This is a genomic window from Hydrogenovibrio sp. 3SP14C1 (assembly GCF_029625905.1).
GTDB lineage: Bacteria > Pseudomonadota > Gammaproteobacteria > Thiomicrospirales > Thiomicrospiraceae > Hydrogenovibrio.
In genome coordinates, this window is record NZ_JARTLM010000003.1 from 199,844 (window position 1) to 224,126 (window position 24,283).

General features: G+C 43.6%; 21 protein-coding genes. 5 read left to right on the plus strand and 16 right to left on the minus strand.

Annotation, left to right across the window (positions count from 1 at the left end; all coding sequences use genetic code 11):
• Positions 1-40 precede the first annotated feature (40 nt).
• The 6 genes from trpD to rpe all read right to left on the minus strand — a co-directional run bounded on the left by trpD (position 41) and on the right by rpe (position 4,874).
• Positions 41-1,063 (minus strand): anthranilate phosphoribosyltransferase, encoded by a 1,023-nt coding sequence (gene trpD, locus P8629_RS03875; RefSeq protein ID WP_278164631.1) that lies wholly within the window; start codon positions 1,061-1,063, stop codon positions 41-43.
• An 18-nt stretch (positions 1,064-1,081) separates the two neighbouring features.
• Positions 1,082-1,675, minus strand: coding sequence for an anthranilate synthase component II (locus tag P8629_RS03880; RefSeq protein ID WP_278164633.1), 594 nt, complete (start codon positions 1,673-1,675; stop codon positions 1,082-1,084).
• Positions 1,676-1,695: 20 nt separating this feature from the next.
• Positions 1,696-3,201, minus strand: a complete 1,506-nt coding sequence (trpE, locus tag P8629_RS03885) for an anthranilate synthase component I (RefSeq protein ID WP_278164635.1) — start codon at positions 3,199-3,201, stop codon at positions 1,696-1,698.
• Positions 3,194-3,340 (minus strand): hypothetical protein, encoded by a 147-nt coding sequence (locus P8629_RS03890; RefSeq protein ID WP_278164637.1) that lies wholly within the window; start codon positions 3,338-3,340, stop codon positions 3,194-3,196. Before P8629_RS03890 ends, trpE begins: the two co-directional genes overlap by 8 nt.
• 27 nt (positions 3,341-3,367) lie before the next feature.
• Entirely contained in the window at positions 3,368-4,051 is a 684-nt protein-coding gene (locus tag P8629_RS03895; RefSeq protein ID WP_278164639.1) for a phosphoglycolate phosphatase, read from the minus strand.
• Between the two features lie 118 nt (positions 4,052-4,169).
• Positions 4,170-4,874: a ribulose-phosphate 3-epimerase gene (gene rpe / locus P8629_RS03900; RefSeq protein ID WP_278164641.1), complete on the minus strand. Its 705-nt coding sequence runs from the start codon at positions 4,872-4,874 to the stop codon at positions 4,170-4,172.
• A gap of 277 nt (positions 4,875-5,151) precedes the next feature.
• On the opposite strand from rpe, the gene P8629_RS03905 reads away from it, so the two are divergent.
• The 3 genes from P8629_RS03905 to bioD are packed head-to-tail and all read left to right on the plus strand — an operon-like array spanning position 5,152 to position 7,135.
• The gene (locus tag P8629_RS03905) at positions 5,152-5,574 is read left to right on the plus strand and encodes a phosphate-starvation-inducible PsiE family protein (protein WP_278164642.1); all 423 of its coding nucleotides are present in this window, start codon (positions 5,152-5,154) and stop codon (positions 5,572-5,574) included.
• A 14-nt stretch (positions 5,575-5,588) separates the two neighbouring features.
• Positions 5,589-6,476 (plus strand): phosphoribosylaminoimidazolesuccinocarboxamide synthase, encoded by an 888-nt coding sequence (locus tag P8629_RS03910; protein WP_278164644.1) that lies wholly within the window; start codon positions 5,589-5,591, stop codon positions 6,474-6,476.
• Positions 6,476-7,135, plus strand: coding sequence for a dethiobiotin synthase (gene bioD, locus P8629_RS03915; RefSeq protein WP_278164646.1), 660 nt, complete (start codon positions 6,476-6,478; stop codon positions 7,133-7,135). Before P8629_RS03910 ends, bioD begins: the two co-directional genes overlap by 1 nt.
• Before the next feature lie 269 nt (positions 7,136-7,404).
• Here bioD and fba read toward each other — a convergent pair whose 3' ends face one another.
• The 10 genes from fba to P8629_RS03965 all read right to left on the minus strand — a co-directional run bounded on the left by fba (position 7,405) and on the right by P8629_RS03965 (position 22,920).
• Positions 7,405-8,469, minus strand: coding sequence for a class II fructose-bisphosphate aldolase (gene fba / locus P8629_RS03920; RefSeq protein WP_278164648.1), 1,065 nt, complete (start codon positions 8,467-8,469; stop codon positions 7,405-7,407).
• Positions 8,470-8,569: 100 nt separating this feature from the next.
• The gene (pyk, locus tag P8629_RS03925) at positions 8,570-10,012 is read right to left on the minus strand and encodes a pyruvate kinase (RefSeq protein ID WP_278164650.1); all 1,443 of its coding nucleotides are present in this window, start codon (positions 10,010-10,012) and stop codon (positions 8,570-8,572) included.
• 205 nt (positions 10,013-10,217) lie between these two features.
• Positions 10,218-11,399: a phosphoglycerate kinase gene (locus P8629_RS03930; protein ID WP_278164652.1), complete on the minus strand. Its 1,182-nt coding sequence runs from the start codon at positions 11,397-11,399 to the stop codon at positions 10,218-10,220.
• Positions 11,400-11,563: 164 nt separating this feature from the next.
• Positions 11,564-12,565, minus strand: coding sequence for a type I glyceraldehyde-3-phosphate dehydrogenase (gap, locus tag P8629_RS03935; protein WP_278164654.1), 1,002 nt, complete (start codon positions 12,563-12,565; stop codon positions 11,564-11,566).
• A gap of 63 nt (positions 12,566-12,628) precedes the next feature.
• Positions 12,629-14,617, minus strand: coding sequence for a transketolase (gene tkt / locus P8629_RS03940; RefSeq protein WP_278164657.1), 1,989 nt, complete (start codon positions 14,615-14,617; stop codon positions 12,629-12,631).
• A gap of 412 nt (positions 14,618-15,029) precedes the next feature.
• The gene (locus tag P8629_RS03945; RefSeq protein WP_278164659.1) at positions 15,030-18,194 is read right to left on the minus strand and encodes an efflux RND transporter permease subunit; all 3,165 of its coding nucleotides are present in this window, start codon (positions 18,192-18,194) and stop codon (positions 15,030-15,032) included.
• Positions 18,195-18,198: 4 nt separating this feature from the next.
• Positions 18,199-19,443, minus strand: a complete 1,245-nt coding sequence (locus tag P8629_RS03950) for an efflux RND transporter periplasmic adaptor subunit (RefSeq protein WP_278164661.1) — start codon at positions 19,441-19,443, stop codon at positions 18,199-18,201.
• 182 nt (positions 19,444-19,625) lie between these two features.
• Positions 19,626-20,534: a cation diffusion facilitator family transporter gene (locus P8629_RS03955; protein WP_278164662.1), complete on the minus strand. Its 909-nt coding sequence runs from the start codon at positions 20,532-20,534 to the stop codon at positions 19,626-19,628.
• A gap of 61 nt (positions 20,535-20,595) precedes the next feature.
• Positions 20,596-21,855 carry a multifunctional CCA addition/repair protein gene (locus P8629_RS03960; RefSeq protein ID WP_278164665.1) on the minus strand — a complete coding sequence of 420 codons (1,260 nt, stop codon included), beginning with the start codon at positions 21,853-21,855 and terminating at the stop codon, positions 20,596-20,598.
• 93 nt (positions 21,856-21,948) lie between these two features.
• The gene (locus P8629_RS03965) at positions 21,949-22,920 is read right to left on the minus strand and encodes an NAD(P)H-binding protein (protein WP_278164667.1); all 972 of its coding nucleotides are present in this window, start codon (positions 22,918-22,920) and stop codon (positions 21,949-21,951) included.
• Positions 22,921-23,074: 154 nt separating this feature from the next.
• On the opposite strand from P8629_RS03965, the gene P8629_RS03970 reads away from it, so the two are divergent.
• Positions 23,075-23,368, plus strand: a complete 294-nt coding sequence (locus P8629_RS03970; RefSeq protein ID WP_278164668.1) for a YcgL domain-containing protein — start codon at positions 23,075-23,077, stop codon at positions 23,366-23,368.
• 128 nt (positions 23,369-23,496) lie between these two features.
• Positions 23,497-24,108: a superoxide dismutase gene (locus tag P8629_RS03975; RefSeq protein WP_278164669.1), complete on the plus strand. Its 612-nt coding sequence runs from the start codon at positions 23,497-23,499 to the stop codon at positions 24,106-24,108.
• Positions 24,109-24,283: the final 175 nt, after the last annotated feature.

Sequence of the window (24,283 nt, forward strand, 5' to 3'; positions counted from 1 at the left end):
TTAAAAACAGCCAGGCCTGGCTGTTTAGTATGTGGCATGCTTATGCGAAACTTTGCGTTTTCTGGATAAACTGGTTAAACAATTCTCGAGCTTGACCATTGGCAATCACATTTTTAGCCATTTGTACGCCTTCTGCATAAGAGGTTGCCACCCCTGATACATAAATGGATGCCCCGGCATTCAAACAGACAATATCTGCCGCCGCACTATGGTCATTTGCTAACACAGCATGAATGATATTTAAACTGTCTTGGGCTGAATCAATTTTCAGATCACTCAAATCAGGATGATCCGCATCATATTCAGAAGGATCTAACGTCCATTGCGTAATGGCACCCTCTTTTAGTTCAGCCACTTCGGTTAAACTGGCAATACTAATTTCATCCAACCCATCTTGCGCATGAACAATCATCACATGCTTTGATCCCAACTCTCGCAACACCTGTGCAAAAGGCATTAATAAGTTCGAATCATACACACCTAACACTTGTGCGGGCGCTTGTGCCGGATTCGTTAAAGGGCCAAGAATATTAAAAAGCGTGCGAACGCCAATTTCTTTGCGCACCCCAATGACATGTTTCATGGCGCTATGATGAGCCGGTGCATACATAAAACCAACGCCGACTGTTTCTACACATTCGGCCACCTGTTCTGGTGTCAGGTTTAAATTGACGCCAGCTTTTTCCAATAAATCAGCACTGCCTGATTGGCTAGAAACAGATCGACTACCATGTTTTGCCACTTTTGCGCCAGCAGCAGCAGCCACGAAAGCGGATGCGGTTGAGATATTAAAGGTATTGGCACCATCCCCCCCCGTGCCGCAGGTATCTACCATATGGGTCTTATCAGCTAGGTCGACCTGCGTTGCCAGAGAACGCATCACAGATGCAGCGGCAGTGATTTCCTCTACGGTTTCACCTTTTGCTCTTAACGCAACTAGGATTGCAGCAATCTGCGCGGAAGTGGCTTGCCCGGACATCAGCATTTGCATCACCCATTCCATTTGTTCGGCAGTTAAATCTTGTTTATTTAAAAGCTGTTCCAGTGCATCTCGTAATTGCATAAGCGATCCTAGTTTCAATTATGGTCGTTGGTCTTTTTGTTCTAAAAAATTCTTTAACATGGCATGACCTTGTTCGGTCAAAATAGACTCCGGATGAAATTGAACCCCTTCAATCGGCAAAGAAATATGACGCACACCCATAATCTCATCTACTCCAGCTTGTTCACATTGTGTCCAAGCCGTTACCTCTAAACATTCCGGTAACGTTTCTTGCTCAAGCACTAACGAATGATAACGAGTCGTTTCAACTGGGTTTGGTAGCCCTTTAAACACCCCCATATCATGATGATAAACGGGCGAAGTTTTGCCATGCATGACTTCTTTTGCACGAATCACTTTGGCACCAAATGCCTGCCCAATACTTTGATGACCTAAACACACGCCCAAAATAGGAATTTTGCCAGCGAAGTGTTGAATCGCAGCAATCGAAATACCTGCTTCATTTGGGGTACAAGGGCCAGGAGAAATGACCAAGTAATCCGGGTTCATTTTTTCGATGGCTTCAACTGTAATTTGGTCATTACGATATACTTCAACATCTTGCCCCAATTCACCAAAATATTGCACTAGGTTATAGGTAAAAGAATCGTAATTATCAATCATTAACAACATAATTTTTTATCCTTTTCCTATTAACGATGTCCAGCATCTGGATTATCGGTTTTAAGACCATTGGTCACAAATTCTGCCGCTTTAAAGATCGCGCGTCCCTTGTTCATGGTTTCATCCCACTCTGACTGTGGCACGGAATCAGCGACCACACCTGCACCTGCTTGCACAAACAAGCGCCCATCCTTAATCACCGCTGTACGAATGGCAATCGCAGTATCCATATTACCATGCCAACCTAAGTAACCAACGGCACCGGCATAAACCCCACGCTTAACAGGTTCCAATTCGTCGATAATTTCCATCGCCCGAATTTTAGGCGCGCCCGAAACGGTCCCGGCTGGGAAAGTGGCGCGCAATACATCAATAGGGGACATTCCTGGTTTCACTTGACCATTAACATTCGACACAATATGCATCACATGAGAATAGCGTTCGACAATCATTTTTTCAGTCAACTCGACCGAGCCCACATTGGCGATACGCCCAACATCATTTCGACCTAGATCAATCAACATTAAATGTTCTGCCAGCTCTTTTGGATCAGACAATAAATCTTTTTCCATCGCATTATCTTTTTCCGGCGTCAGCCCTCGGCGACGTGTACCAGCGATCGGACGAACCGTTACCGTATTGTCTTCAAGACGTACTAGGATTTCTGGAGAAGAACCGACAATCTGCAAGTCGCCTAAATCCAAAAAGAACATATAAGGAGACGGATTTAAGTAGCGTAGTGCGCGATATAAATCAATCGGTGCCGCATCAAAATCCACAGACATTTGTTGTGAAATCACCACCTGCATGGCATCCCCAGCCAGAATATAGTCTTTAATTTTGGCAACCGCTTGCTTAAACGCTTCCTCTCCAAAGCTAGAGACAAAATCTTGCTCGGTTAACAATGTCTCTTTTGGCAAATCATTCGGAACAGACATGGGTTGATTAATCATATCAGCGATTTCAGCCACGCGTCCTTCAGCTTTTGAAAACGCGTTTTTCTGGCTTAAATCTGCATGCACAATGACATGAACCTGACCACTTAAGTTATCAAACACCACGATTTCTTCAGATACCAGCAGCTGAATATCCGGCGCTTGAATATCATCGTTTTCCGGCTCGGATGTCTGCAAACGACTCTCAACATAGCGAACCGCGTCATAGCCGAAGTATCCCACCAACCCACCAGTGAATGCCGGCAAACCTGGTTGAGGAAAAACCTTAAAGCGCGTTTGATAAGCTTCAATCCATGCTAACGGGTCGTCAGAGACTTGCTGTTCCAGTACTTGCTCACCATCTAATACGGTAATTTGTTGCCCTTCAACGATTAAGCGCTTTGAACAAGGCAAACCAATAATAGAATAACGTCCCCATTTATCGCCGCCTTGAACTGATTCAAACAAATAACTTTGCGGTTGATTTGCTACCTTATGATAAACACTCAATGGCGTATCATAATCGGACAAAATGGTGCGCATGACCGGCGCTGTTTTATACCCTTGCTTATATAAGGCAGCAAAATGTGTATCATTCATCTTCACTTCCTTTTGCAGCATGAGATAGCGCCGCTTTGCGTTCAAATTTTTTAAGCTGGATCAATTGATAAAGACCTGAAAAGGAACACCAAAAAGGCTTCGTCAGCACCATAAAAAAGGCTTTTAAAAACGATTTCATTTCAGGTCAATCTCCCTTGCTTAATGATTACTTAGCGGCTAAGTAGTTTGGCAATTCCATAAAGGAATCCATGACGGCATCTGGTTCATAGTTTCGAATGTCTTCACCATGATTATACCCATAGCTCATACAGAAAATATGGAAGCTAGCAGCACGAGCGGCCTTCACATCAGATTTTGAATCCCCAATCATCAAAGCATTTTCCGGTGCAACGCCTAGTTGTTCCGCAGCATAAAGTAACGGCATTGGGTGCGGTTTCTTCTCTTCACAAGTATCACCAGATACAATGACTTCAAAATAATCGTACAGACCTTTATTCTTCAAAATAGGCATCGTAAACGCTTCTGCCTTATTGGTCACACATCCAACACGGTACCCTTGTGCTTTCATCCATTCAATCCCTTCAACAACACCTTCATAAACGCAGCTACGCTTAGAGTTATTGTCTTTATAAAGGTCAAGATAAATAGGGTAAGCCTTATCCATCAGATCTTGATCTGGCATGCCATCAACAGAGTTAACCAACGCTCTTTCGACGAGACGCTGAACCCCATTTCCAACCCAATTACGTACCGCAGTTTCACCCCGAACCGGCATATCAAGCTGCTTCATCATTTCATCAACGCAATAAGCCAAGTCCGGTACACTGTCAATTAAGGTCCCATCCAAATCAATTAAGATGAACCCAGGTTTTATTTTTTCTTGCGACATAGTTTTTCCAATTAATTAATACAATCGATCTAATAAACGCTTTTACTTTTATTAGAACGACAAAACGCCAGCGGTTACTGGCGTTTATTCAATCTTTCAACGCTTTAGACCAATAAGATTAGGCCTTAGAAAGCTCATCACGCATTTGCTGGATGACCGTATCGTAACGGTTTGCATCGCTGGCATTTGCTTTACCGAAGATACCTGAACCAGAAACGAAAGTATCACAACCTGCCGCAGCGACTTCTGCGATATTTTCAACTTTCACACCGCCATCAATTTCTAAACGGATATCACGACCAGACTCATCAATCATCTTACGTGCCGCTTTTAGCTTTTCTAACGCTTGAGGGATAAAGGCTTGCCCACCAAAACCAGGGTTTACAGACATAATCAAAATCATGTCAATTTTATCCATCACATGCTCAAGATAACTTAGAGACGTTCCAGGGTTAAAAACCAGCCCGGCTTGACACCCTTCTCCCTTAATTAACTGTAAAGAGCGATCAATATGCTCCGATGCTTCTGGGTGAAAGGTAATAATGTCTGCACCAGCAGACGCAAAATCACCGATCAAACGGTCTACGGGTTTAACCATTAAATGCACATCAATCGGTGCTTTTACATCTTCTTTAACCATAAAGTTTTTCAAAGATTCGCACACCAATGGCCCAATGGTTAGGTTTGGCACATAATGATTATCCATTACATCAAAGTGAACCACATCCGCACCGGCCGCAATAACGTCTTTTACATCCGTCCCTAGTTGAGCGAAATCTGCTGATAAAATTGACGGCGCAATCCAGTTTTCTTTTTTAGCCATTTTTAGAATCCTTTTTAAGAAATAAATTAAATTGCAGGCATTTTACCAGACTCCTTGTTTTTTTAAAAAGAAAACATCATTTTAGCCCCTTATACGCCACCAGCTTTTTCGACTGACATTAAAAGTCTGATTTTGAACAAAAGACAAAGTTTACAAAACTCTCTCCCAAGCGGTTTATTTTGAGATAGAATTCGTTCGTAAGTACCCGTTTAAATTAAATGGGTTAAGCACTAGAGTTTCTACTTTTAAGTTTGTCTGTTAAACAAAGAGGTTCGGCATGGATCAATACCCTGCAGTGAGAGGAATCAAACGAAGTATTCGCATATCTGAGATTATCGGTCTCATCATTATTGCCATTGCCACTGTGATTGCCGGTATCCAGGAAGTCTTAGTCATGGTAGACAACATGAAAGTTACCCTGGGTGATTTGCTTTTGCTTTTTCTTTATCTTGAAGTCTTGGCAATGGTTGCCATCTACATGGATTCAGGAAAACTGCCGATACGATTCCCGATGTACATCGCCATTATTGCCCTCGCCCGTTATTTGATTTTGGATATGAAAAACCTCACGGAGTGGCAGATGATTGCCGTAGCTGCCACCATGCTGATGATTGCCGCAGCGGTAATTATTTTACGTTATGGGCATTTAAAACTGCCGTACACAGACCGAAAGCAGCTTGAAGACAATTTAAAGAAATAACTGGAAGAGATTGTATGCAACCACTTTTCGAATCAGATTTAACCAGCTTACCTTTGATTAACAAAGGCAAAGTACGCGATTTGTATGACATTGATGAAAATCACCTGCTTATTGTCACTACGGATCGAATTTCCGCATTTGATGTGGTTTTGCCAACCCCAATCCCAGGAAAAGGGCGCATTCTCACTGAAACCGCACAATTCTGGATGAAAAAAGCCAGTCACATTCTGCCAAACCAATTGGCTGATGACATGCAGTTGGCCGATGTGTTAACTCCAGAAGAGCTGTTGCAACTGGATGGGCGCGGTATGATCGTGCGCAAACTGACCCCCCTTCCAGTTGAAGCCATTGTTCGTGGTTACCTGGTTGGGTCGGGCTGGAAAGAATACAAAAAAACACAAACCGTATGTGGCATTGAACTGCCTAAAGGCTTAAAGAAAGCCCAACAACTTCCTGAACCGCTTTTTACGCCATCAACCAAGGCTGAGATCGGAGATCACGATGAAAACATTTCATTTGAAGAAGTGGTTACATTAATTGGCGAAGAAAAAGCTCAAAAAATTAAAGAGTACAGCTTAGCGTTATATAAAATGGCAGCCGATTTTGCGGCAGAACGCGGCATTATTATTGCCGACACCAAGTTTGAATTCGGTGAAGATGAGAACGGCGTGATTCACTTAATCGATGAAGCCCTGACACCAGACAGTTCTCGTTTCTGGCCTGCGAAAACCTATCAAGTTGGCAAAAACCCTGATAGTTTCGATAAACAATATATTCGTGACTATTTAGAAACACTGGACTGGAACAAAACGGCACCAGGACCAGAGCTTCCAGAAGACGTAGTTGATATGACGTTCCAGAAGTACCAGGAAGCGCAAGCCCGGTTAATGGAAAACCCATAATGCCTTTTGCGGAGCTGTTTCAATACTTCAAAACCACCCAACCCGGTGGTTTTTTTATAACCGGTACCGATACTGACATTGGCAAGACTTTCGTCAGCTGTGCAATCGCACGCTCACTGCTTCAAAAACAGCCAGGCCTGGTCATTTCTCCACGCAAACCCATTGCCTCGGGCGCATTAAAAGATGCTTATGGAGAACTGTACTCGGAGGATGCCGTACAGCTACACCAAGCATGTCAAAGTCAAGCACCTCTTAAAACGGTGTGCCCTTATTTACTGGAACCCGCCATTTCCCCTGCTAGGGCGATTCAACAAGCGGAACAAACCATTACCATTCAAGACTTAGCGCTAGCCTGTATGGTGCCTCAGCACACTTTAGCGCTAGTCGAAGGTGCAGGAGGCATATACTCTCCTCTAGCGTCTGATGGCCTGAATATCGATCTTGCCAAACAGCTAGGGTATCCGGTGATTCTCGTAGTGGGGAATAAACTGGGTTGCTTAAATCATGCCCTGCTTAGCATTGATGCGATTGAAAAATCTGGGCTAGACGTTGCCCATATTTTTATCAATAACCTTTCGGAAGATGCCGACTTTGAGAATCTGAAAGAACTACAGTCCTTAACTGACCATCCCGTCAGCTTGATTCCATATCAAGCTTAACAAAACCAACAAGCCAAAAACTAATAAGTTCTACCAGCGACCAGCGTTTTTTAAGACAGCTTTATTCGGCGCAGTTTTTTGTATCACCATTCAGGCTAAATAGCATCAAACAGAGTCATAAATACAGTATGCCTTATATTCTAGCCATTTATTCAAAATGTAAACTCTACCCTTTAATTTTAACAATAAATGGGGAACATAAGATTTTAAAACAAAAAAAAAGCCCGATAAAATCGGGCTTTTTAATTCAATCAAAAGTAACTAAGAACTTAGTTTACTTTTTGATCCAATGAACCATTGGCGTAACGAGCTTGCATTGTTTCAAGACCTAGTGATTTGATCTTGTCAGCATGACCTGCACAACCAAATGCTTCGAAACGTGCTTTACAAACACCCATCATTGCATCTTCAGCTGCTTTCAAGAACTTACGAGGGTCGAAGTTAGACTTGTTTTCTTCTAAGTGCTGACGAACCGCACCCGTAGAAGCCATACGTAAGTCAGTATCGATGTTAACTTTACGCACACCGTATTTAATCCCTTCAACGATTGCATCAACAGGTACACCATAAGTTTGACCCATGTCACCACCGAAGTTGTTGATTGTTTCCAACCATTCTTCTGGAACAGAAGAAGAACCGTGCATAACTATGTGAGTATCAGGAATACGCTCATGGATTTCACGGATACGGTCAATACGTAGTACATCGTCAGAAGGCTTAGAAGTAAACTTGTAAGCACCGTGAGAAGTACCAACAGCAACCGCTAGACAGTCAACGTTTGTTTCTCTTACAAACTGCGCCGCTTCTTCTGGGTCAGTTAATAGTGCATCCGCGTCAAGCTTCTCATCAGAACCGTGACCATCTTCTTCACCCATCATCCCCGTCTCAAGAGAACCTAGACATCCTAGCTCACCTTCAACCGTTACACCACCAGCGTGAGCCATTTTTACAACAGCCGCTGTGATATCACGGTTATATTCGTAAGAAGCAGGCGTCTTCATGTCAGACTGTAAAGAACCGTCCATCATTACTGATGTGAAACCAGACTGAATCGCGCGAAGACATACACCTTCATCCGAACCATGGTCTTGGTGCATAACCACAGGAATATGTGGGAACATTTCAACCGCACCTTCGATTAGGTGACGTAGCATTGGCTCACCCGCATATTTACGCGCGCCAGCAGACCCCTGAAGAATAACTGGAGAGTTACATGCATCAGCTGCACGCATGATTGCGCGAACCTGTTCCATGTTGTTTACGTTAAACGCAGGCATACCAAAACCGTTTTCTGCTGCGTAGTCCATTAATTCACGAAGTGTAATCATCGCCATATGCGAGACTCCTCTATTAGTTTAAAAATAAATCAGTTCATTTTAACAAGCTTTTTTACGATAAAAAAGCTTAAAAATCATACGGAAAGTCCTTGTTTTTCTAAGGGACTTTAACAATTTCCATTTGATTAGTGCCGCCCATTGCACCACGTGCTTTACCACGTGTCACAACAATCAGATCTCCTGATTTAGCCACACCTTTTTCTTTTAACTCTTCCAGAATACCAGCTTGCACTTCATCATCATTCAGCCCTGTATAATCAACGCTGGTAGGATAAACCCCACGATATAACGTAACCTTGCGACGTGTATCCAAGTGTGGTGTCAGGGCGATAATCGGAATACCCGAACTAATACGCGACATCAACAATGGCGTATTACCAGACTCTGTTAACGCTGCAATACATTGCACGCCGAAATGGTTCGCGGCATACATCGCCGCCATGGCAATTGTTTCATCAACCGCTGTAAAAGACTCATCAATACGGTGAGTTGATTCACGGGTGCTTCTTGATTTTTCAGCTTCATGCGCAATTTCAGACATTGTCTTGATAACCAAGCTCGGAGAATGACCCGTTGCCGTTTCACCTGACAACATCACAGCATCCGTACCATCCATAACCGCATTGGCGACGTCAAATACTTCTGCTCGCGTTGGAATCGCATTTTCAATCATCGTTTCCATCATCTGCGTTGCTGTAATCGTAATACGATTCAACTGACGCGCGCGCTTAATCATTTTCTTTTGAAGCGCAGGGAGCTGTGCATCACCGACTTCAACCCCTAAATCACCACGTGCAATCATAATCACGTCCGAGGCAAGGATAATACCATCTAACGTAAAGTCATCATTCACTGCTTCTGCACGTTCAATTTTTGAAACGATACTACAAACCAAACCCGCTTTTTCTGCAAGTGAACGGCAATACTCTACATCTTCTGCACTTCTCGGGAAAGACAATGCTAAATAATCACATTGAATTTCGGCCGCCGTTAAGATGTCTTCTTTATCTTTTTCGGTTAAAGCCGCTGCAGACAAGCCACCACCATGCAAGTTAATGCCTTTATTGTTTGATAACTTACCGCCAACAACGACAGTACAGTTAACACGTTCGCCTTCAACATTATCTACGTCTAAAACCACACGACCATCATCTAATAAAAGGCGATCGCCAGCTTTAACATCATACGGCAAACTTTTATAAGTTAGCCCGACTTCTTTTTGATTTCCTGCTAGAGGATCTACATTGTTATCTAATGAAAACTTATCCCCTTGCTCTAGAAAAATACTGCCTTCTGAAAAACGAGCAATTCGGATTTTAGGACCTTGAAGATCAACTAAAACCCCCACTTCACGATCTAGCCGTGCAGCAATTTCACGCACATTTTGTGCTCTTTCAATGTGCTCAGAAGGATTACCGTGAGACATGTTGATACGAACAACATCGACCCCTTCTTTAATCATTTTTTCTAATTCACCGTCTCTGTCCGTTGCTGGACCTAACGTTGCAACAATTTTTGTTCTTCTTAAAGCAGATGGCATAAGATTTTTTACCTTTAAATAACCTTCATTTCGATTTAACTGAAAGCAAGATGACTCGCGAAATAAACTCCCTGATCGGGTGCATTATCCTTGAATTCATTTACCGAGGCATCCTCTCGTCTTTTACAGCAAATCCGTCGTGAAGTATGTTTACAAATGAATATAAAGGTCAGGCAAACCAACTCACCTGACCTTTATCTAATAATTACTTAGCAGCTGCTTTTTCTAGCATTTCAACTGCAGGTAACTTTTTACCTTCTAGGAATTCCAAGAAAGCCCCTCCACCGGTTGAGATGTAAGAAACTTTATCAGCAATATCATACTTATCAATTGCCGCTAAAGTATCACCACCACCTGCGATAGAGAACGCTGAAGACTCAGCAATTGCCATAGAAATAGCTTTGGTCCCTTCCCCAAACTGGTCAAACTCAAATACACCGACAGGGCCATTCCAAACAACCGTCCCAGCATTTTTAATGATTTCAGCCAATTCAGCCGCTGAATCAGGACCGATATCAAAGATCATGTCATCATCTGCTACTTCTGAAACATTTTTTGTTTCTGCTGCTGCAGATTCAGAGAATTCTTTACCGCAAACCACATCTGAAGCTAATGGAATCCCTGCACCACGTGCTTCCATGATTTCATTTAGCTTTTTACAAGTCGGAATAAGATCTGACTCAGAAAGTGATTTACCAACATTGTGACCCGCTGCTTCGATGAAAGTATTCGCAATACCGCCACCCACAACTAACTGATCAACTTTTTCAGAAAGAGACTCAAGAACCGTCAATTTCGTTGAAACCTTAGACCCACCGACAATCGCAACCATTGGACGCGCTGGGTTGTTTAATGCTTTACCTAATGCTTCTAACTCTGCCGCCAATAAAGGACCTGCACAAGCTGTTTCAGCGAAGGCGCCAGCACCGTGTGTTGAAGCTTGCGCACGGTGAGCTGTTCCGAATGCATCCATGACATAAACATCACAAAGAGCAGCATATTGCTTAGAAAGAGCTTCATCATTCTTCTTTTCACCGACGTTGAAACGTACGTTTTCTAGAAGAACCACTTCGCCTTCCGCTACTTCAAAATCACCACCAAGGTAATCTTTAATAATGCGAACTTCCTTCCCTAACTTAGTTGATAAGTCAGCAGCAACAGGGGCTAGAGAGAACTCTTCTGCGTACTCACCTTCCGTTGGTCGGCCTAAGTGAGACATTAGCATTACTTTCGCACCTGCTTCAGAAGCCATCTTAATCGTTGGCAATGAAGCACGGATACGCGCATCAGAAGTTACTTTACCGTCTTTAACTGGCACGTTTAAATCTTCACGAATTAATACACGCTTACCGGCTAAGTTCAGATCAGACATCTTAATTACAGACATATTGAGTCCTCTTTTTAAAGTTTAAAAGCGCTTCCCGAAGGAGAGCGCATTAGATTTACATAATAATTAAGTTTTCTTTTCTGTACTCGTCATCAATACAGACAAGAAAAATTAATTAAAAAGGAAGGCAAATTGCCTCCCCTTTTAATCAACTAAGCAATAACTTAGTTATTTCCTACGTGCTCAACAACACGCATCATGTTACAAGTATAACCATACTCATTGTCATACCATGCAACTACCTTAACGAAAGTAGGATCTAGCGCGATCCCAGCTTTAGCGTCAAAGATAGATGGGTGAGAATCACCACGGAAGTCAGTTGAAACGTTTGCTTCTTCAGTATAACCAAGAACACCCGCCATTTCGCCTTCAGAAGCTTTCTTCATTGCTGCACAAATGTCGTCATAAGACGCATCTTTTTCAAGCTCAACCGTTAGGTCAACAACAGAAACATCTGAAGTTGGTACACGGAAAGCCATACCAGTCAGCTTACCGTTAAGAGCAGGCAATACTTTACCTACTGCTTTAGCCGCACCAGTAGAAGATGGGATGATATTCTCAAGAATACCACGACCACCACGCCAATCTTTCATAGAAGGACCATCAACCGTTTTTTGAGTTGCTGTTGCAGCGTGAACAGTCGTCATTAGACCACGCTTGATACCGAAGTTATCATTCAATACTTTAGCAACAGGCGCTAAACCATTTGTAGTACAAGACGCTGCAGAAACAATTGCCTGACCAGCATATTCAGAATGGTTAACACCATAAACGAACATTGGCGTATGGTCTTTAGAAGGAGCAGACTGAACGACTTTTTTCGCGCCCGCTTCAATGTGTGCTTGACAAGATTCTTCAGTCAAGAAGAAACCAGTACATTCGATGACTAGGTCAGCACCTACATCAGACCATGCTAAGTCAGCAGGGTTGCGCTCAGCAGTGATACGGATTGTTTTACCGTTAACGACTAGGTTACCGTCTTTAACTTCAACAGTCCCATCAAAACGACCGTGAACTGAGTCATACTTAAGCATATAAGCTAAGTATTCTGGGTCCAATAAATCATTGATTGCAACAACTTCGATGTTTGCAAAATCTTTTGCTGCTGCACGGAAAGCCATACGACCGATACGGCCAAAACCGTTAATACCAACTTTAATAGTCATTATTTTAAACTCCTAAAAACGACCAGGCCTGGCTATTATCCAAGCCCAGTTTTAAACAAATAATTATTTACCAAGAACCTTGTTTGCTGTTGCAACAACATTTTCTACCGTGAAACCGAACTCTTTGAATAGCTCGCCTGCAGGTGCAGATTCACCGAATGTTGACATGCAAACCATACCGCCATCAAGACCCACATATTTGTACCAAGACTGTGCAACACCTGCTTCAATCGCAACGCGCTTCACACCTGGCGTTAAGACAGAATCTTTGTAAGCTTGATCTTGAGTATCAAATGCACAAGTAGATGGCATAGAAACAACACGTACTTTTTCATTCATTGCTTCAGCTGCTTCAACAGCCAGACCAACTTCAGAACCTGTTGCGATAAAGATAATATCTGGCGTTCCGTCACAATCTTTCAGAACGTACCCACCCTTCTCGATATTCTTAACTTGCTCAGCAGTACGCTCCATTGGCGTTAACGCCTGACGAGAGAATACTAATGCTGTCGGCGCATCACCACGCATCATAGCGACTTTCCATGACACAGCTGACTCAACGGCATCACATCCGCGCCAAGTTTGGAAGTCCGGAATCACACGCATCGTTGCTAACTGCTCAACCGGTTGATGCGTCGGACCATCTTCACCCAAACCGATAGAGTCATGTGTATACACATAAATCGTACCGATTTTCATTAGAGCAGACATACGTAATGCATTACGCATGAATTCCATAAACATAAAGAAAGTTCCGCCGTAAACCTTGAACCCACCATGAAGAACCATACCGTTCATCATATGCGCCATACCAAATTCACGAACACCCCAAGACAGGTAGTTACCATCCGCTACGGTTGAGTTAACTTTGACCGTCCCTGACCAGTTTGTTAGGTTAGACCCAGTTAAGTCAGCAGACCCACCAAACATTTCTGGTAAAAGAGGTCCCATTGCTTCGATTGCATTTTGAGACGCTTTACGAGAAGCGATGTTAGGCATTTCTTCTTGCGTTTTCGCAATAAAGTTATCCATTTCAACTTCAAAGTTTGCAGGTAAATCACCTGCCATACGACGTTCAAATTCAGCCGCTTCTTCTGGGTACTCAGCGCGGTAAGCTTCAAACTTAGTATTCCACTCCGTTTCTTCAGAAGTCCCTTTCTCTTTATGATCCCAACCGTTATAAACGTTTTCAGGAATCACGAAAGGTTCATAATCCCAATCTAGGTTTTCACGCGTCAGCTTAATTTCTTCATCCCCTAATGGCGCACCATGACAATCATGAGAACCACATAGGTTTGGCGAACCGAAACCGATGGTTGTACGAGTACAGATTAATGTTGGCTTATCGTTAACTGATTTCGCTTCACGAATTGCAGCATCAATTGCATCAGCATCATGACCATCAACATTTGGAATAACATGCCAATCATAAGATTTGAAACGTCCAGGAACCCCTTTTTCCATCCAGTCACCGATATGACCATCGATAGAAATATCATTATCGTCCCAGAAAGCAATCAATTTCCCTAGACCTAATGTTCCTGCCATCGCAGCGGACTCATGAGACAGACCTTCCATTAAACAACCATCACCCATGAAGACATAAGTGTTGTGATCAACGATATTGTGACCAGGCTTATTAAACTGAGCCCCTAAAGTACGCTCTGCAATCGCCATACCAACAGCGTTGGTCAGCCCTTGCCCTAATGGACCAGTCGTTGTTTCGATACCCTCTGCATAACCATACTCAGGGTGACCCGCTGTTTTAGCGTGTAATTGACGGAAGTTTTTAATGTCGTCAATACTTAGATCAAAGCCCGTTAAATGCAACAAAGAATAAAGCAGCATCGAACCATGTCCGTTTGACAAAACGAAACGGTCACGATCAGCCCAATTTGCATTTGTTGGGTTATACTTCATGTGGTCATTCCACAAGACTTCGGCAATATCAGCCATACCCATCGGCGCACCAGGATGACCAGATTTAGCTTTTTGTACTGCGTCCATGCTCAAGACACGGATCGCATTAGCAAGTTCTCTACGAGTTGACATCGGCAACTTCCCTCAAGTTATAAAAATTCGGTAATCTTATCCAATTTTTTTGGCCTTTTGACCTCTTACAAAAATCGGCAAGTATAAATTTGGACGAACATTCTCTCTTAAAATGACAAAATCATCAAGTTTTCTTATCATTTCATCAGTCTTTATTTATTTGAATTAGGTTAATTTTTCCTCTCAAACCCCTGCCTTATTTCTCTCAACCCAGCTTATTCAGTAAAGATGACAGCCTTATGAAATTAAAGATCTTTTTATCAAAATCATTCAACAAAAATTAACAGAGAAATAGAATAATACAGTGCAACTTCACCTTTGCCAGGCAACAAGATTTAATTCACCTAACTTTAATTGGGTATTGCTCGTTCAATGAAAGAAAAGGCTTTTTTTACATTTGGCAGAAAACGACTTAAACAATTTTCGTTGCTTGTCGTTTCTCCAACCAGTTTTCATAGACTGACAAGGCGGCGGGAATAACCAACAAAATCAACATGGTCGAAAAAGCCAACCCAAAGGCAATTGAAACCGCCATCGGAATCAAGAACTGAGCTTGTAAAGAGGTCTCAAATAATAAAGGCGTCAACCCTGCTATAGTGGTCAATGATGTCAGCAATACTGCTCTAACACGCTGAACAGAAGCTTCTTCAAGCGCTTGATTCACGGCCATCCCTTCTTCACGTAAGCGTTTATAAAAACTCACTAAAATAATTGAGTCATTCACTACAATCCCCGCTAAACCGAAGAAACCGAACAACGATAAAATCGTCATATCTATCCCCAGCCACCAATGACCGAGAATCGCCCCTATCAAGCCAAAAGGAATCGCCATCATCACGACAATCGGCCAAGTATAAGAAGCAAACACCCAAGCCAAAACGATGTAAATAATCGACAGACCAATCAACAAACCGATTTTCATATCCGCCATCGTTTCCGCCTGCTGAGCATTTTGTCCTTCTAATGAATAGCGCAACCCATAGGTTTCCGAAAGCGATTTTAACGTCGTTTCTTCAAGCTGGCTTAAAATTCGGTTAGCATTGTTCACACTTTTATCGACTTCGCCTAAAACCGTCACCGCTAAACGCCCATCAACATGACGCATCACATCAAATCCTCGTTGAGTTGTCCAAGAGGCAACTGAGCTTAATGCGACACGATCCCCCGAAGGCGTCTCTATTTTCATCTTATCAATACTCGCCAGCGTCGCTTGCTCGGATCTTGGGAACTGAACCCGCACTTCGACTTCATCTTCCCCATCGGTAAAAATTTGCACCAACCGGCCTGAAAAAGCGTCTGACAACTGCTGGCCTAAAGAGGCATACGTTAACCCGAGAGCTTGCCCTTCCGGTGTTAATTGATACACCATTTGATCTCGACCAAAAGGCAAATCATCTCGCACCCCCGAAACCCCAGGAATTTGAGACAACACTTGCTGTAAATCTAACGCGGCTTGCTTGAGTTTTCTAGGCTCCGCACCCCATAAACGAACATCAATATCACTACCAGGCGGCCCCATTCTAGGCGCCTCAATTGTCAATACATCCAAGCCGGGAACCACGCCAGCCTTTTTCTGCCAAACCCGGATAAATTCATCATTACGTGTTTCACGTTCATCCGGCTCCGCCAACTCAATATTAATCCCGCTGAAGTTTGCGCCTTGCTGTTTTGATGTTTCGTTATAGTGCACCACCGCAACTTTGACAATGCCTGGTTCTAATTCTTTTTCCGTTTCCAATAACGCCTGATATAAGTGATCTACATACTTTGAACTGACTTCGGTTGGTGTTCCAGCAACAAATCGTGCATCGGCTGATAATTTTGTCGATTCAGGTGAAGGGAAAAATACAAAAGCCATACGCCCCCCCGCCAATAAACCAACCACAAAAATCATCATCGCCACGGTAGAGGTAATCGTAATGGCTCGGTGCGACAAAGCCCATTTAATAATGCTTCTGAATTGCACATTACGCCAGTGATCAATCGCGTTATCCAGTCGATAACGAAGTGATCCGGATTCAGCCGGCTTGACCTTTTTCAAAGCATGGCGTAAATGCCCGGGCAGAATGACAAAACTTTCAATCAAGGAAGCGAAAATCACCGAAATAATAACAAGAGGAATCGCAAACAAAATATTCCCCATTTCTGCCCCAATCATCATTAACGGCAAAAAAGCACCAACCGTCGTAATAGACGAAGCAGTGACAGGTGCAAGCATTCTGTGCGCGCCCCCTTCTGCAGCTTGCAAGGCGGGCTCACCCATTTCATGATGCGCCAAAGCATCTTCACCCACTACGATGGCATCATCGACAATAATCCCCAGCGCCATGATCAAGCCGAACAGGCTGACCATATTGATACTGCCACCGGCCAAATACATAATCATCAAAGTCGCCATAAAGGAAACTGGAATCCCGACAGCCACCCAAAAAGCCACCCGACCATTCATAAAAATATATAAAATCAAGACAACCAGAATCAAGCCGCCCACCCCGTTATTCACCAGCAACATAATCCGTTGATTTACTAAAGACCAGGTTTCGTCATAGACTTGAAAATGCATGCCTTTTGGCAAGGTCGGTTCTGTTTTAGCCAACCATTCCTGCATGATTTTGGAGGACTTTAAAGTATCTCCCGACTCAGAGCGCATCAACCGCATCTCAATAGCGGGATGACCATCCACGTCTAATAACGGAGAGTCCTTTTTGGCCCGGCGCTCGACATGGGCAATATCTCCCAAACGCACTTTTTCCGTATCCGACACCAACACTGTAAGCTGTTCAAAATCGCTTTCACTGCGCCCTTGCTGAATGGCTCGGATATCTCTCACGCTTTGATCATCACCCACTGACCCAGCGGGTAAATCACGACTCATACCAGCCACTTTATTGGCGATATCTTCCAAGGTTAGCTGATAATGCTCCAACTTCGATTGAGGCACTTCCAAAGCCATTTCTTCTAACGGTAACCCCTTAAATTCAACCTTATCAATCCCGGCATCCAACAGATCTCGCTCAAAACGACGTGCAATGGGGCGCATCTCTTCAACTGAGCCGTGATCGCTAATCAACAACAAACGAGCAATCGGTTCATAACGAACAACCCGCTCAATGATAGGCTTTTCAGAATCTTGCGGCAGATTCCGGAGCTCTCCGACCCGCTGATTCACTTGATCCAGTGCCTCGATCATATTCGTGCCCTCTTCAAATTTCAGGGTCACCATCGAAGCCCCTAAAGAAGAGGTTGAAGTCATTTCATCTAAATTATCAAGGTTACGCAGAACGCGTTCAACCGGCTCGGTAATAGACGTTTCAACGTCTTCCGCATTCGCGCCAGGCCACACCACTTTCACCGTGGCATAGTCCAGATCAAAATTGGGGAAAAACTGCACATTCAATTTCAGCAGCGCGACAACCCCTGCCAAAATCATAATCATCATCAATAAATTCGGAGCAACCTTGTGGCGTGCGAACATCCCAATAAATCCGCGGGATTTAAATTGGCCTTCATGAGGATGATAACCAGGAAAGTCTTGACTGTGCGCTTCCGGTCGAAAGAGTTCATCATGGTCTGACATTCAATTACTCCATCACCGATACTTTTAACCCGCTAATCGCATTTGGCAAATGCGTCGTCATCACCTGCGCACCTTCAGCAATCTCGCCTCGTAAAAGCACCATCGACTGACCATTGATACGGGTTTCTCCCAGGTTTTTAACATGTTTAACCTGTAAGACACCCTGTTCAATCACATAAATACGGTCTGCGCCATACAATGCCGAATAAGGCACGGCAAAAACATCTTTTAAATGCTCACCATAGAAATCAACCTGCAGTAATTCGCCCGGGCGAAGAATCTTCAACGCATCCGGCAATGCAAAAAATGCATCCACACCACTGGTTTCAGCTTCCCCCGCTAACCGTTTTAGCGGTAACTCAAATTGTTGATTATTCATTTCCAACTGAGCAGATAAGGTTTCACCCGATTGCAGCCCTTCGTATACGCTCTTCAACTGCTCAGCAGGAATTTTAGCGCGCAACTCCAAGCTATCTAACGCGTAATAACTTAATAATTTAGTCCCTGCATTGACGCGATTGCCTTGTGCCACTGATACCTGAGCAACCCGACCATCATAAGGTGCAATGACACGCCCTCGCTCCAAGTTAATTTTGGCCTGCTCATAATTGGCTTGGGACTTTTTCAACCGAGCTTGCAGCTGTGAAACCTTGACCTTATGTTCCTGTACAGACAGCTTGGCTCCCACCACCACATATTGTTGGCGAACCAGTGCTTCTTTTGATTTATCCAACACCGACTTGGAGGCCAAATCTTTTTTTAACAGCTTGGCGTTACGGTCAACATCTTTCTCTTTAAGCGCTAAGACTTTTTTCTCAAACTCCAAACGTTTTTGGTTTGCATCATAAGCTAACTTTTCAAGATTCAACTGCGCCTGAGTATCTGCGACATCGGCTTTTGCTATTTGATACGGAAGATCTAAGTCAGAGTCTGCCAAAGCGACTAACTTCATCCCTTTCTGAAAATCATCTCCTGCCTTGACCGGAAACTCAGCCACAATCCCAGTAACAGGAGCAGACACTTCCACTAGCCGGAAGGACTCGACTTTGCCATAAAGGGTTTGAACACGGGATAAGGACTGTACTTGAACGGTCATCGCCTGAATAGGCCAAACCTTTTGTTGAATCTCTACAGGTGGCTGGGTCGGTTTGGTCGCTTTTAAAAAAACAAAAATGCCAATCACGCCCGCTAAAATCAGCAAAGGCACCATCGCTGCTTTCAAACGATTTTTAAAGCCAGTTAAAGCCATTGTTACCTACTTAATTTAAACTGTTTAATTATGAACGGCACCCCTCAAAACAACCACCTTACTCCAGTTTCTGTTGCTTGCGAATTGCCCACGATAAGGATTAGAAAACGCTTAATTGTTCATTTTATCAGACACAACTCAAGATAATAGCAAGTTATGCTGACAAAAACCTGAACAATCACTTACAACGATGAATTGGGCTTCCCTTTCCATTGGTGATGATCTGGATCGTCTCGCAGACTGACCGGTTCTTGATGAATCAACACATCCGCATTATCGAATTGCTTTAACAAGCGAGCGGTCACTTCTTCAGAAATAGCATGCGCTTCTACCAGACTAATGTCATCATCCAATTCCAAATCCAGCTGGATAAAAATCGTCGGCCCGGAGCGGAAAGTTCTCAAATCATTGAACCCTCGAACATCAGAATGACTTAACACAATTGTTTGAATTTGCTTTCGCATATCATTTGGTAATTCATGATCTAATAGTTGATTGGATGAAACATAGGCTAATTTTAAGGCTTGCCAAGCAATCCATATACCTATTAACAGCCCTAATAAAGCATCCACCCAAAGCCAGGAAACCAACAACAACCCAATCAAAACGGCAGAGTTAGCGCCTAAATCCGAGACATAGTGCAAACTATCCGATGTAATCGCTGTTGAGCCAGTGCGACGAATGACATAACGTTGAAACCCGACCAATGCAAGCGTCAGCAACATTGAAAACAACATGACCCAAATCCCGATTTCCGGTGTCTGAATGGCTTGAGGAAACAGCAGGCGATCAATAGCATGCAAAATCAAATACAAAGCCGACCCGACAATAAAGACACTTTGCGCCAACGAAGCTAACGGCTCTGCTTTTCCATGCCCCAAACGGTGCTCATTATCTGCCGGAACTTGCGCTAAACGCACCGCAAATAAAATCATAATCGAGGCCACTAAATCCAGTCCTGAATCCAGTAATGATGCCAGCACACCTACCGAACGGGTTTCCCACCAGGCATATGCTTTAACAACCAATAATGTCAGCGCCACCATGACAGAAGCATACGTCGCAATGCGCGTTAATCTTAACAATTTCAAACGATTTCCTTTCTGCTACACACTCATTAACGCTTAAAATAATAACCAGGCCTGGCTAAATTTAAACGCTCTTAACACCTGAATACTGCTTGGTGAACGCATCAATCAAACGCATTCTTTCCTGCACTATCGCTTCACCAATCTCAGCGCCTTTTACCCCAGTCGCCAAAATAGCTTGATTATCGACGGCATTTGCTCGCTTAGCCAATTCTAACCAAAAATCCTTTTGAGGATAAGGACGACTTTCAAAACCAAGCCGTCCTCGGGCATCCGCTTCACACGCAATCAATAAAGATTCAAATTGAGCCATCTCTTTAAACGCCTGACAAGCGGACAAAACCTTTAAAAAGGTCGCCGTTTTAAGATGTGGGCGGCCTTCCGAATCCAATCCACGATGAATCAAACCATGATATTCCGTTACTTTTTCCGCAAAAATCTGCGTTTTCTTCGGCACACGATACTGCTGACAAAGATCAGTAACCAGAGGAACGCCTGCTTTTTCATGGCCATGATGTTTTGGCCAAAGCGCTTTAGGGGTCAAGCCTTTTCCTAAATCATGCACCAAAGCCGCAAACCGTACAGACACATCATTCGACAAAGCGGCCGACGCATCTAAAACCATCATTGTATGCACCCAAGCATCGCCTTCCGGGTGATGTTTTTCAGGTTGCTGAACCCCCTTTAAAGCGTCTAACGCGGGAAACAAAATCGACAACGCATTGACGTGATCCAACACCTCAAAGAAGACACTGGGGGTTTGCGTATTGAGTGCCTTCACCACTTCCTGCCAAACACGTTCAGGTGTTAAGGCCGACAATTCGCCAGACGCCGACATCGACTTCATTAAAGCGGTCGTTTCCGGTGCCAGCGTAAACCCAAAGGCCGACAGTTTAGCGGCAAAACGCGCCACTCTCAGCACCCGTAAAGGGTCTTCAGCGAAGGCCTCAGAAACATGACGCAACACCTTATCCGCCAAGTCCTGCTGACCACCATAAGGGTCAACGACTTGCCCCTCGGCATCTTGCGCCATCGCATTGATGGTCAAGTCACGGCGAATGAGATCGTCTTCCAACGTAACCGTTGGGTCAAAAGAGACCTCAAAACCATGATACCCCTGACCACTCTTTCGCTCTGTGCGCGCCAAAGCATATTCTTCTTTTGTCTTAGGGTGCAAAAACACCGGGAAATCTTTCCCGACTTGTGAAAACCCTTGTTCCAGCATATCGTGCGACGTCGCCCCCACCACAACCCAGTCATGGTCATACACCGGAATATTCAATAAGGCATCTCGCACTGCCCCGCCAACAAGATAGGTTTTCATCATTTCACCTTAAAACGTCTTTTTGCTTTTTCGGCCATCATAAACTAAAAAAGCCGTCATATGACGGCTTTTAATCGAGTAACGGGTTCAAAATTAAACCAATTCATCTTCATTTCGACCGGCTTCCTGTCGATAGAAATTGTAACGCTCTCGTATATTGGTCGGCAACACATAACTGGCCAACGTTTGTTCCACACTCATTGGCACAAACCCAAAACGACTTGAAAAATCTTGATCTGAAATCAAATCGGATTTTAAAAGACTTAACTGCACTTTAGAGACCGAACGAATTGGCGCAAATGCATTTAAAAAACTCATGAATTTTGCATTCAAAGAACACATTGGAATCACCAAGGCATCGTCTTTTTGCATCATGTCTCTGATCAGACTCGCCAAGTCTTTCAACACCATGCGCTCTTCACCCACCACTTCGATTTTCTTACCGAATAACGTCGTGTCTTTAATGCTTAGCACCAACGCTTTTGCAAAATCTTTCACGGACAATGGCTGAACCGCAACACTGGCATTGGCCACCGGAAGTACAGGGAACAGGTTCAACTGATTTTTAAATCGAGTCGCCACTTCATCTCCCTCGCCCAACAATAATCCGGCTCTTAGAATCGTCACTTGAGCACAAGAAATCGTATGCATGATGGCATCGGACTCGCCTAAGTTATACAACCAGTTGTTACGCGCATTATTGGCATCGGCACCAATTTGAGACAAGGCCACAACCCGCTTGATGCCCGCTGACTCAACCGCTTTCTTAATTTGTTGATTGACCGCAACAATGTCTTTTTCCGAAACCGCTTCTGTTTTCGCGGTCAGATCAGCGGTTAGGTTCACCACAACATCCGTTCCCATAAAAGCTTTTTTCAGCCCTTCTGAGTCTAGCAAACTATCGATTTGAACCAATTTCGTGTTTTTGTACAACATATAGTCACGAAATCTTTCTGGGCGACGTACAACGACCGAAATCTCATAGCCACTTTTTGACAACTCATTGACAACCGAACGACCAATAAACCCCGTTCCGCCTAATACAACTACTTTATTGCCCGTCATAACCCTTCCCGCTTTTATTTGATTGGAATTTAAACAGCCCGTAAGAATAAAGAAAATCGGTCACAAGGTCAAGAAATTGCCGAAGATTCTCCTTAAAGTGTTTGGTCTCAATTTGATAAAATACTTCCCATCTCAAATTTAAAAGGAAGACATTATGGCTTTATTGGTTTCAGCCTATAAAAGTGCAAAAAAAGACGAACTCTATTTATTTGTGCCTAAAGAAGATGGTTTGGACAAATTATCCGATGAACTGTTAGTCATGTTCGGAGAACCACAACATGTCATTGATTTTGATCTGACGGAAAAACGTAAGCTGGCACGCGTAGACGCCGAAGAAGTAAAGAAAGCCCTCGAAACCAAAGGCTACTTCATGCAAATGCCGTCTTCGGAAATTGAAAAAATGGGTGACATGCCGCCACCGCCGGAACATCTTGATAACATTTTTTAAACGAATCCAAGCAAAGTTCGGCAAGCTGTTTTAAAATGAATACCCGATTATTTCGGTCGGGTATTGATAATTCGTTGTTTGTCGTTAAAATGGACGTTCAATTCAATTACACAAAAAGGAAATGCAATATGGCTTTTACTCTTCCTGATTTACCTTACGATTATGATGCACTGGAAGTTTCTATCGATGCTCGCACGATGGAAATTCACCATACAAAACACCATAACACTTATGTAACCAAACTAAACGATGCCATTGCAGACACGGAAAATGCCGATAAGTCTTTGGAAGATTTGATTGCGAATGCAGGGTCTATTTCTCCTGCTGTGCGTAACAATGGTGGTGGACACTGGAACCATTCTTTCTTCTGGGAAGTGATGACAGGTGACAGCATGGGCGCTCCAACGGGTGCATTAGAAAATGACATCAACGCCACTTTCGGTAGCCTTGATGCGATGAAAGAAAAATTCAATACAGCCGGTGCAACACAATTCGGCTCAGGTTGGGCATGGTTAACCGTTTCTGCCGACGGCAAACTGCAAATCTCTTCAACGCCAAACCAAGACAACCCGTTAATGGACATTGCAGAAGTGAAAGGAACGCCTATTTTAGGTCTGGATGTTTGGGAACATGCTTATTACCTGCGTTACCAAAACCTACGCCCAGCTTACATGCAAGCGTGGTGGGACGTCGTCAACTGGAACAAAGTTTCAGAACTATATCAAGCTGCAAAAGCATAATCGCTCTTGTTTTCAGAAAAAACCTCGCACTGCGGGGTTTTTTTATATCATACATTCAACTCGTAAGTGCAACGTTCTTATTCCAAAACACCTCATTTGGTGTTTTGTATCCTAAACACTTTCTGGGACGGTTGTTGAGTTGTTCAACAACCGTATCTATTTCCAACTGAGAGAC

What these genes read in the sequence shown, in the direction of transcription:
- trpD (WP_278164631.1), bottom strand. Translation starts at nt 1,063, where the DNA reads ATGCAATTACGAGATGCACTGGAACAGCTTTTAAATAAACAAGATTTA.
- P8629_RS03880 (WP_278164633.1), bottom strand. Translation starts at nt 1,675, where the DNA reads ATGTTGTTAATGATTGATAATTACGATTCTTTTACCTATAACCTAGTG.
- trpE (WP_278164635.1), bottom strand. Translation starts at nt 3,201, where the DNA reads ATGAATGATACACATTTTGCTGCCTTATATAAGCAAGGGTATAAAACA.
- P8629_RS03890 (WP_278164637.1), bottom strand. Translation starts at nt 3,340, where the DNA reads ATGAAATCGTTTTTAAAAGCCTTTTTTATGGTGCTGACGAAGCCTTTT.
- P8629_RS03895 (WP_278164639.1), bottom strand. Translation starts at nt 4,051, where the DNA reads ATGTCGCAAGAAAAAATAAAACCTGGGTTCATCTTAATTGATTTGGAT.
- rpe (WP_278164641.1), bottom strand. Translation starts at nt 4,874, where the DNA reads ATGGCTAAAAAAGAAAACTGGATTGCGCCGTCAATTTTATCAGCAGAT.
- P8629_RS03905 (WP_278164642.1), top strand. Translation starts at nt 5,152, where the DNA reads ATGGATCAATACCCTGCAGTGAGAGGAATCAAACGAAGTATTCGCATA.
- P8629_RS03910 (WP_278164644.1), top strand. Translation starts at nt 5,589, where the DNA reads ATGCAACCACTTTTCGAATCAGATTTAACCAGCTTACCTTTGATTAAC.
- bioD (WP_278164646.1), top strand. Translation starts at nt 6,476, where the DNA reads ATGCCTTTTGCGGAGCTGTTTCAATACTTCAAAACCACCCAACCCGGT.
- fba (WP_278164648.1), bottom strand. Translation starts at nt 8,469, where the DNA reads ATGGCGATGATTACACTTCGTGAATTAATGGACTACGCAGCAGAAAAC.
- pyk (WP_278164650.1), bottom strand. Translation starts at nt 10,012, where the DNA reads ATGCCATCTGCTTTAAGAAGAACAAAAATTGTTGCAACGTTAGGTCCA.
- P8629_RS03930 (WP_278164652.1), bottom strand. Translation starts at nt 11,399, where the DNA reads ATGTCTGTAATTAAGATGTCTGATCTGAACTTAGCCGGTAAGCGTGTA.
- gap (WP_278164654.1), bottom strand. Translation starts at nt 12,565, where the DNA reads ATGACTATTAAAGTTGGTATTAACGGTTTTGGCCGTATCGGTCGTATG.
- tkt (WP_278164657.1), bottom strand. Translation starts at nt 14,617, where the DNA reads ATGTCAACTCGTAGAGAACTTGCTAATGCGATCCGTGTCTTGAGCATG.
- P8629_RS03945 (WP_278164659.1), bottom strand. Translation starts at nt 18,194, where the DNA reads ATGTCAGACCATGATGAACTCTTTCGACCGGAAGCGCACAGTCAAGAC.
- P8629_RS03950 (WP_278164661.1), bottom strand. Translation starts at nt 19,443, where the DNA reads ATGGCTTTAACTGGCTTTAAAAATCGTTTGAAAGCAGCGATGGTGCCT.
- P8629_RS03960 (WP_278164665.1), bottom strand. Translation starts at nt 21,855, where the DNA reads ATGAAAACCTATCTTGTTGGCGGGGCAGTGCGAGATGCCTTATTGAAT.
- P8629_RS03965 (WP_278164667.1), bottom strand. Translation starts at nt 22,920, where the DNA reads ATGACGGGCAATAAAGTAGTTGTATTAGGCGGAACGGGGTTTATTGGT.
- P8629_RS03970 (WP_278164668.1), top strand. Translation starts at nt 23,075, where the DNA reads ATGGCTTTATTGGTTTCAGCCTATAAAAGTGCAAAAAAAGACGAACTC.
- P8629_RS03975 (WP_278164669.1), top strand. Translation starts at nt 23,497, where the DNA reads ATGGCTTTTACTCTTCCTGATTTACCTTACGATTATGATGCACTGGAA.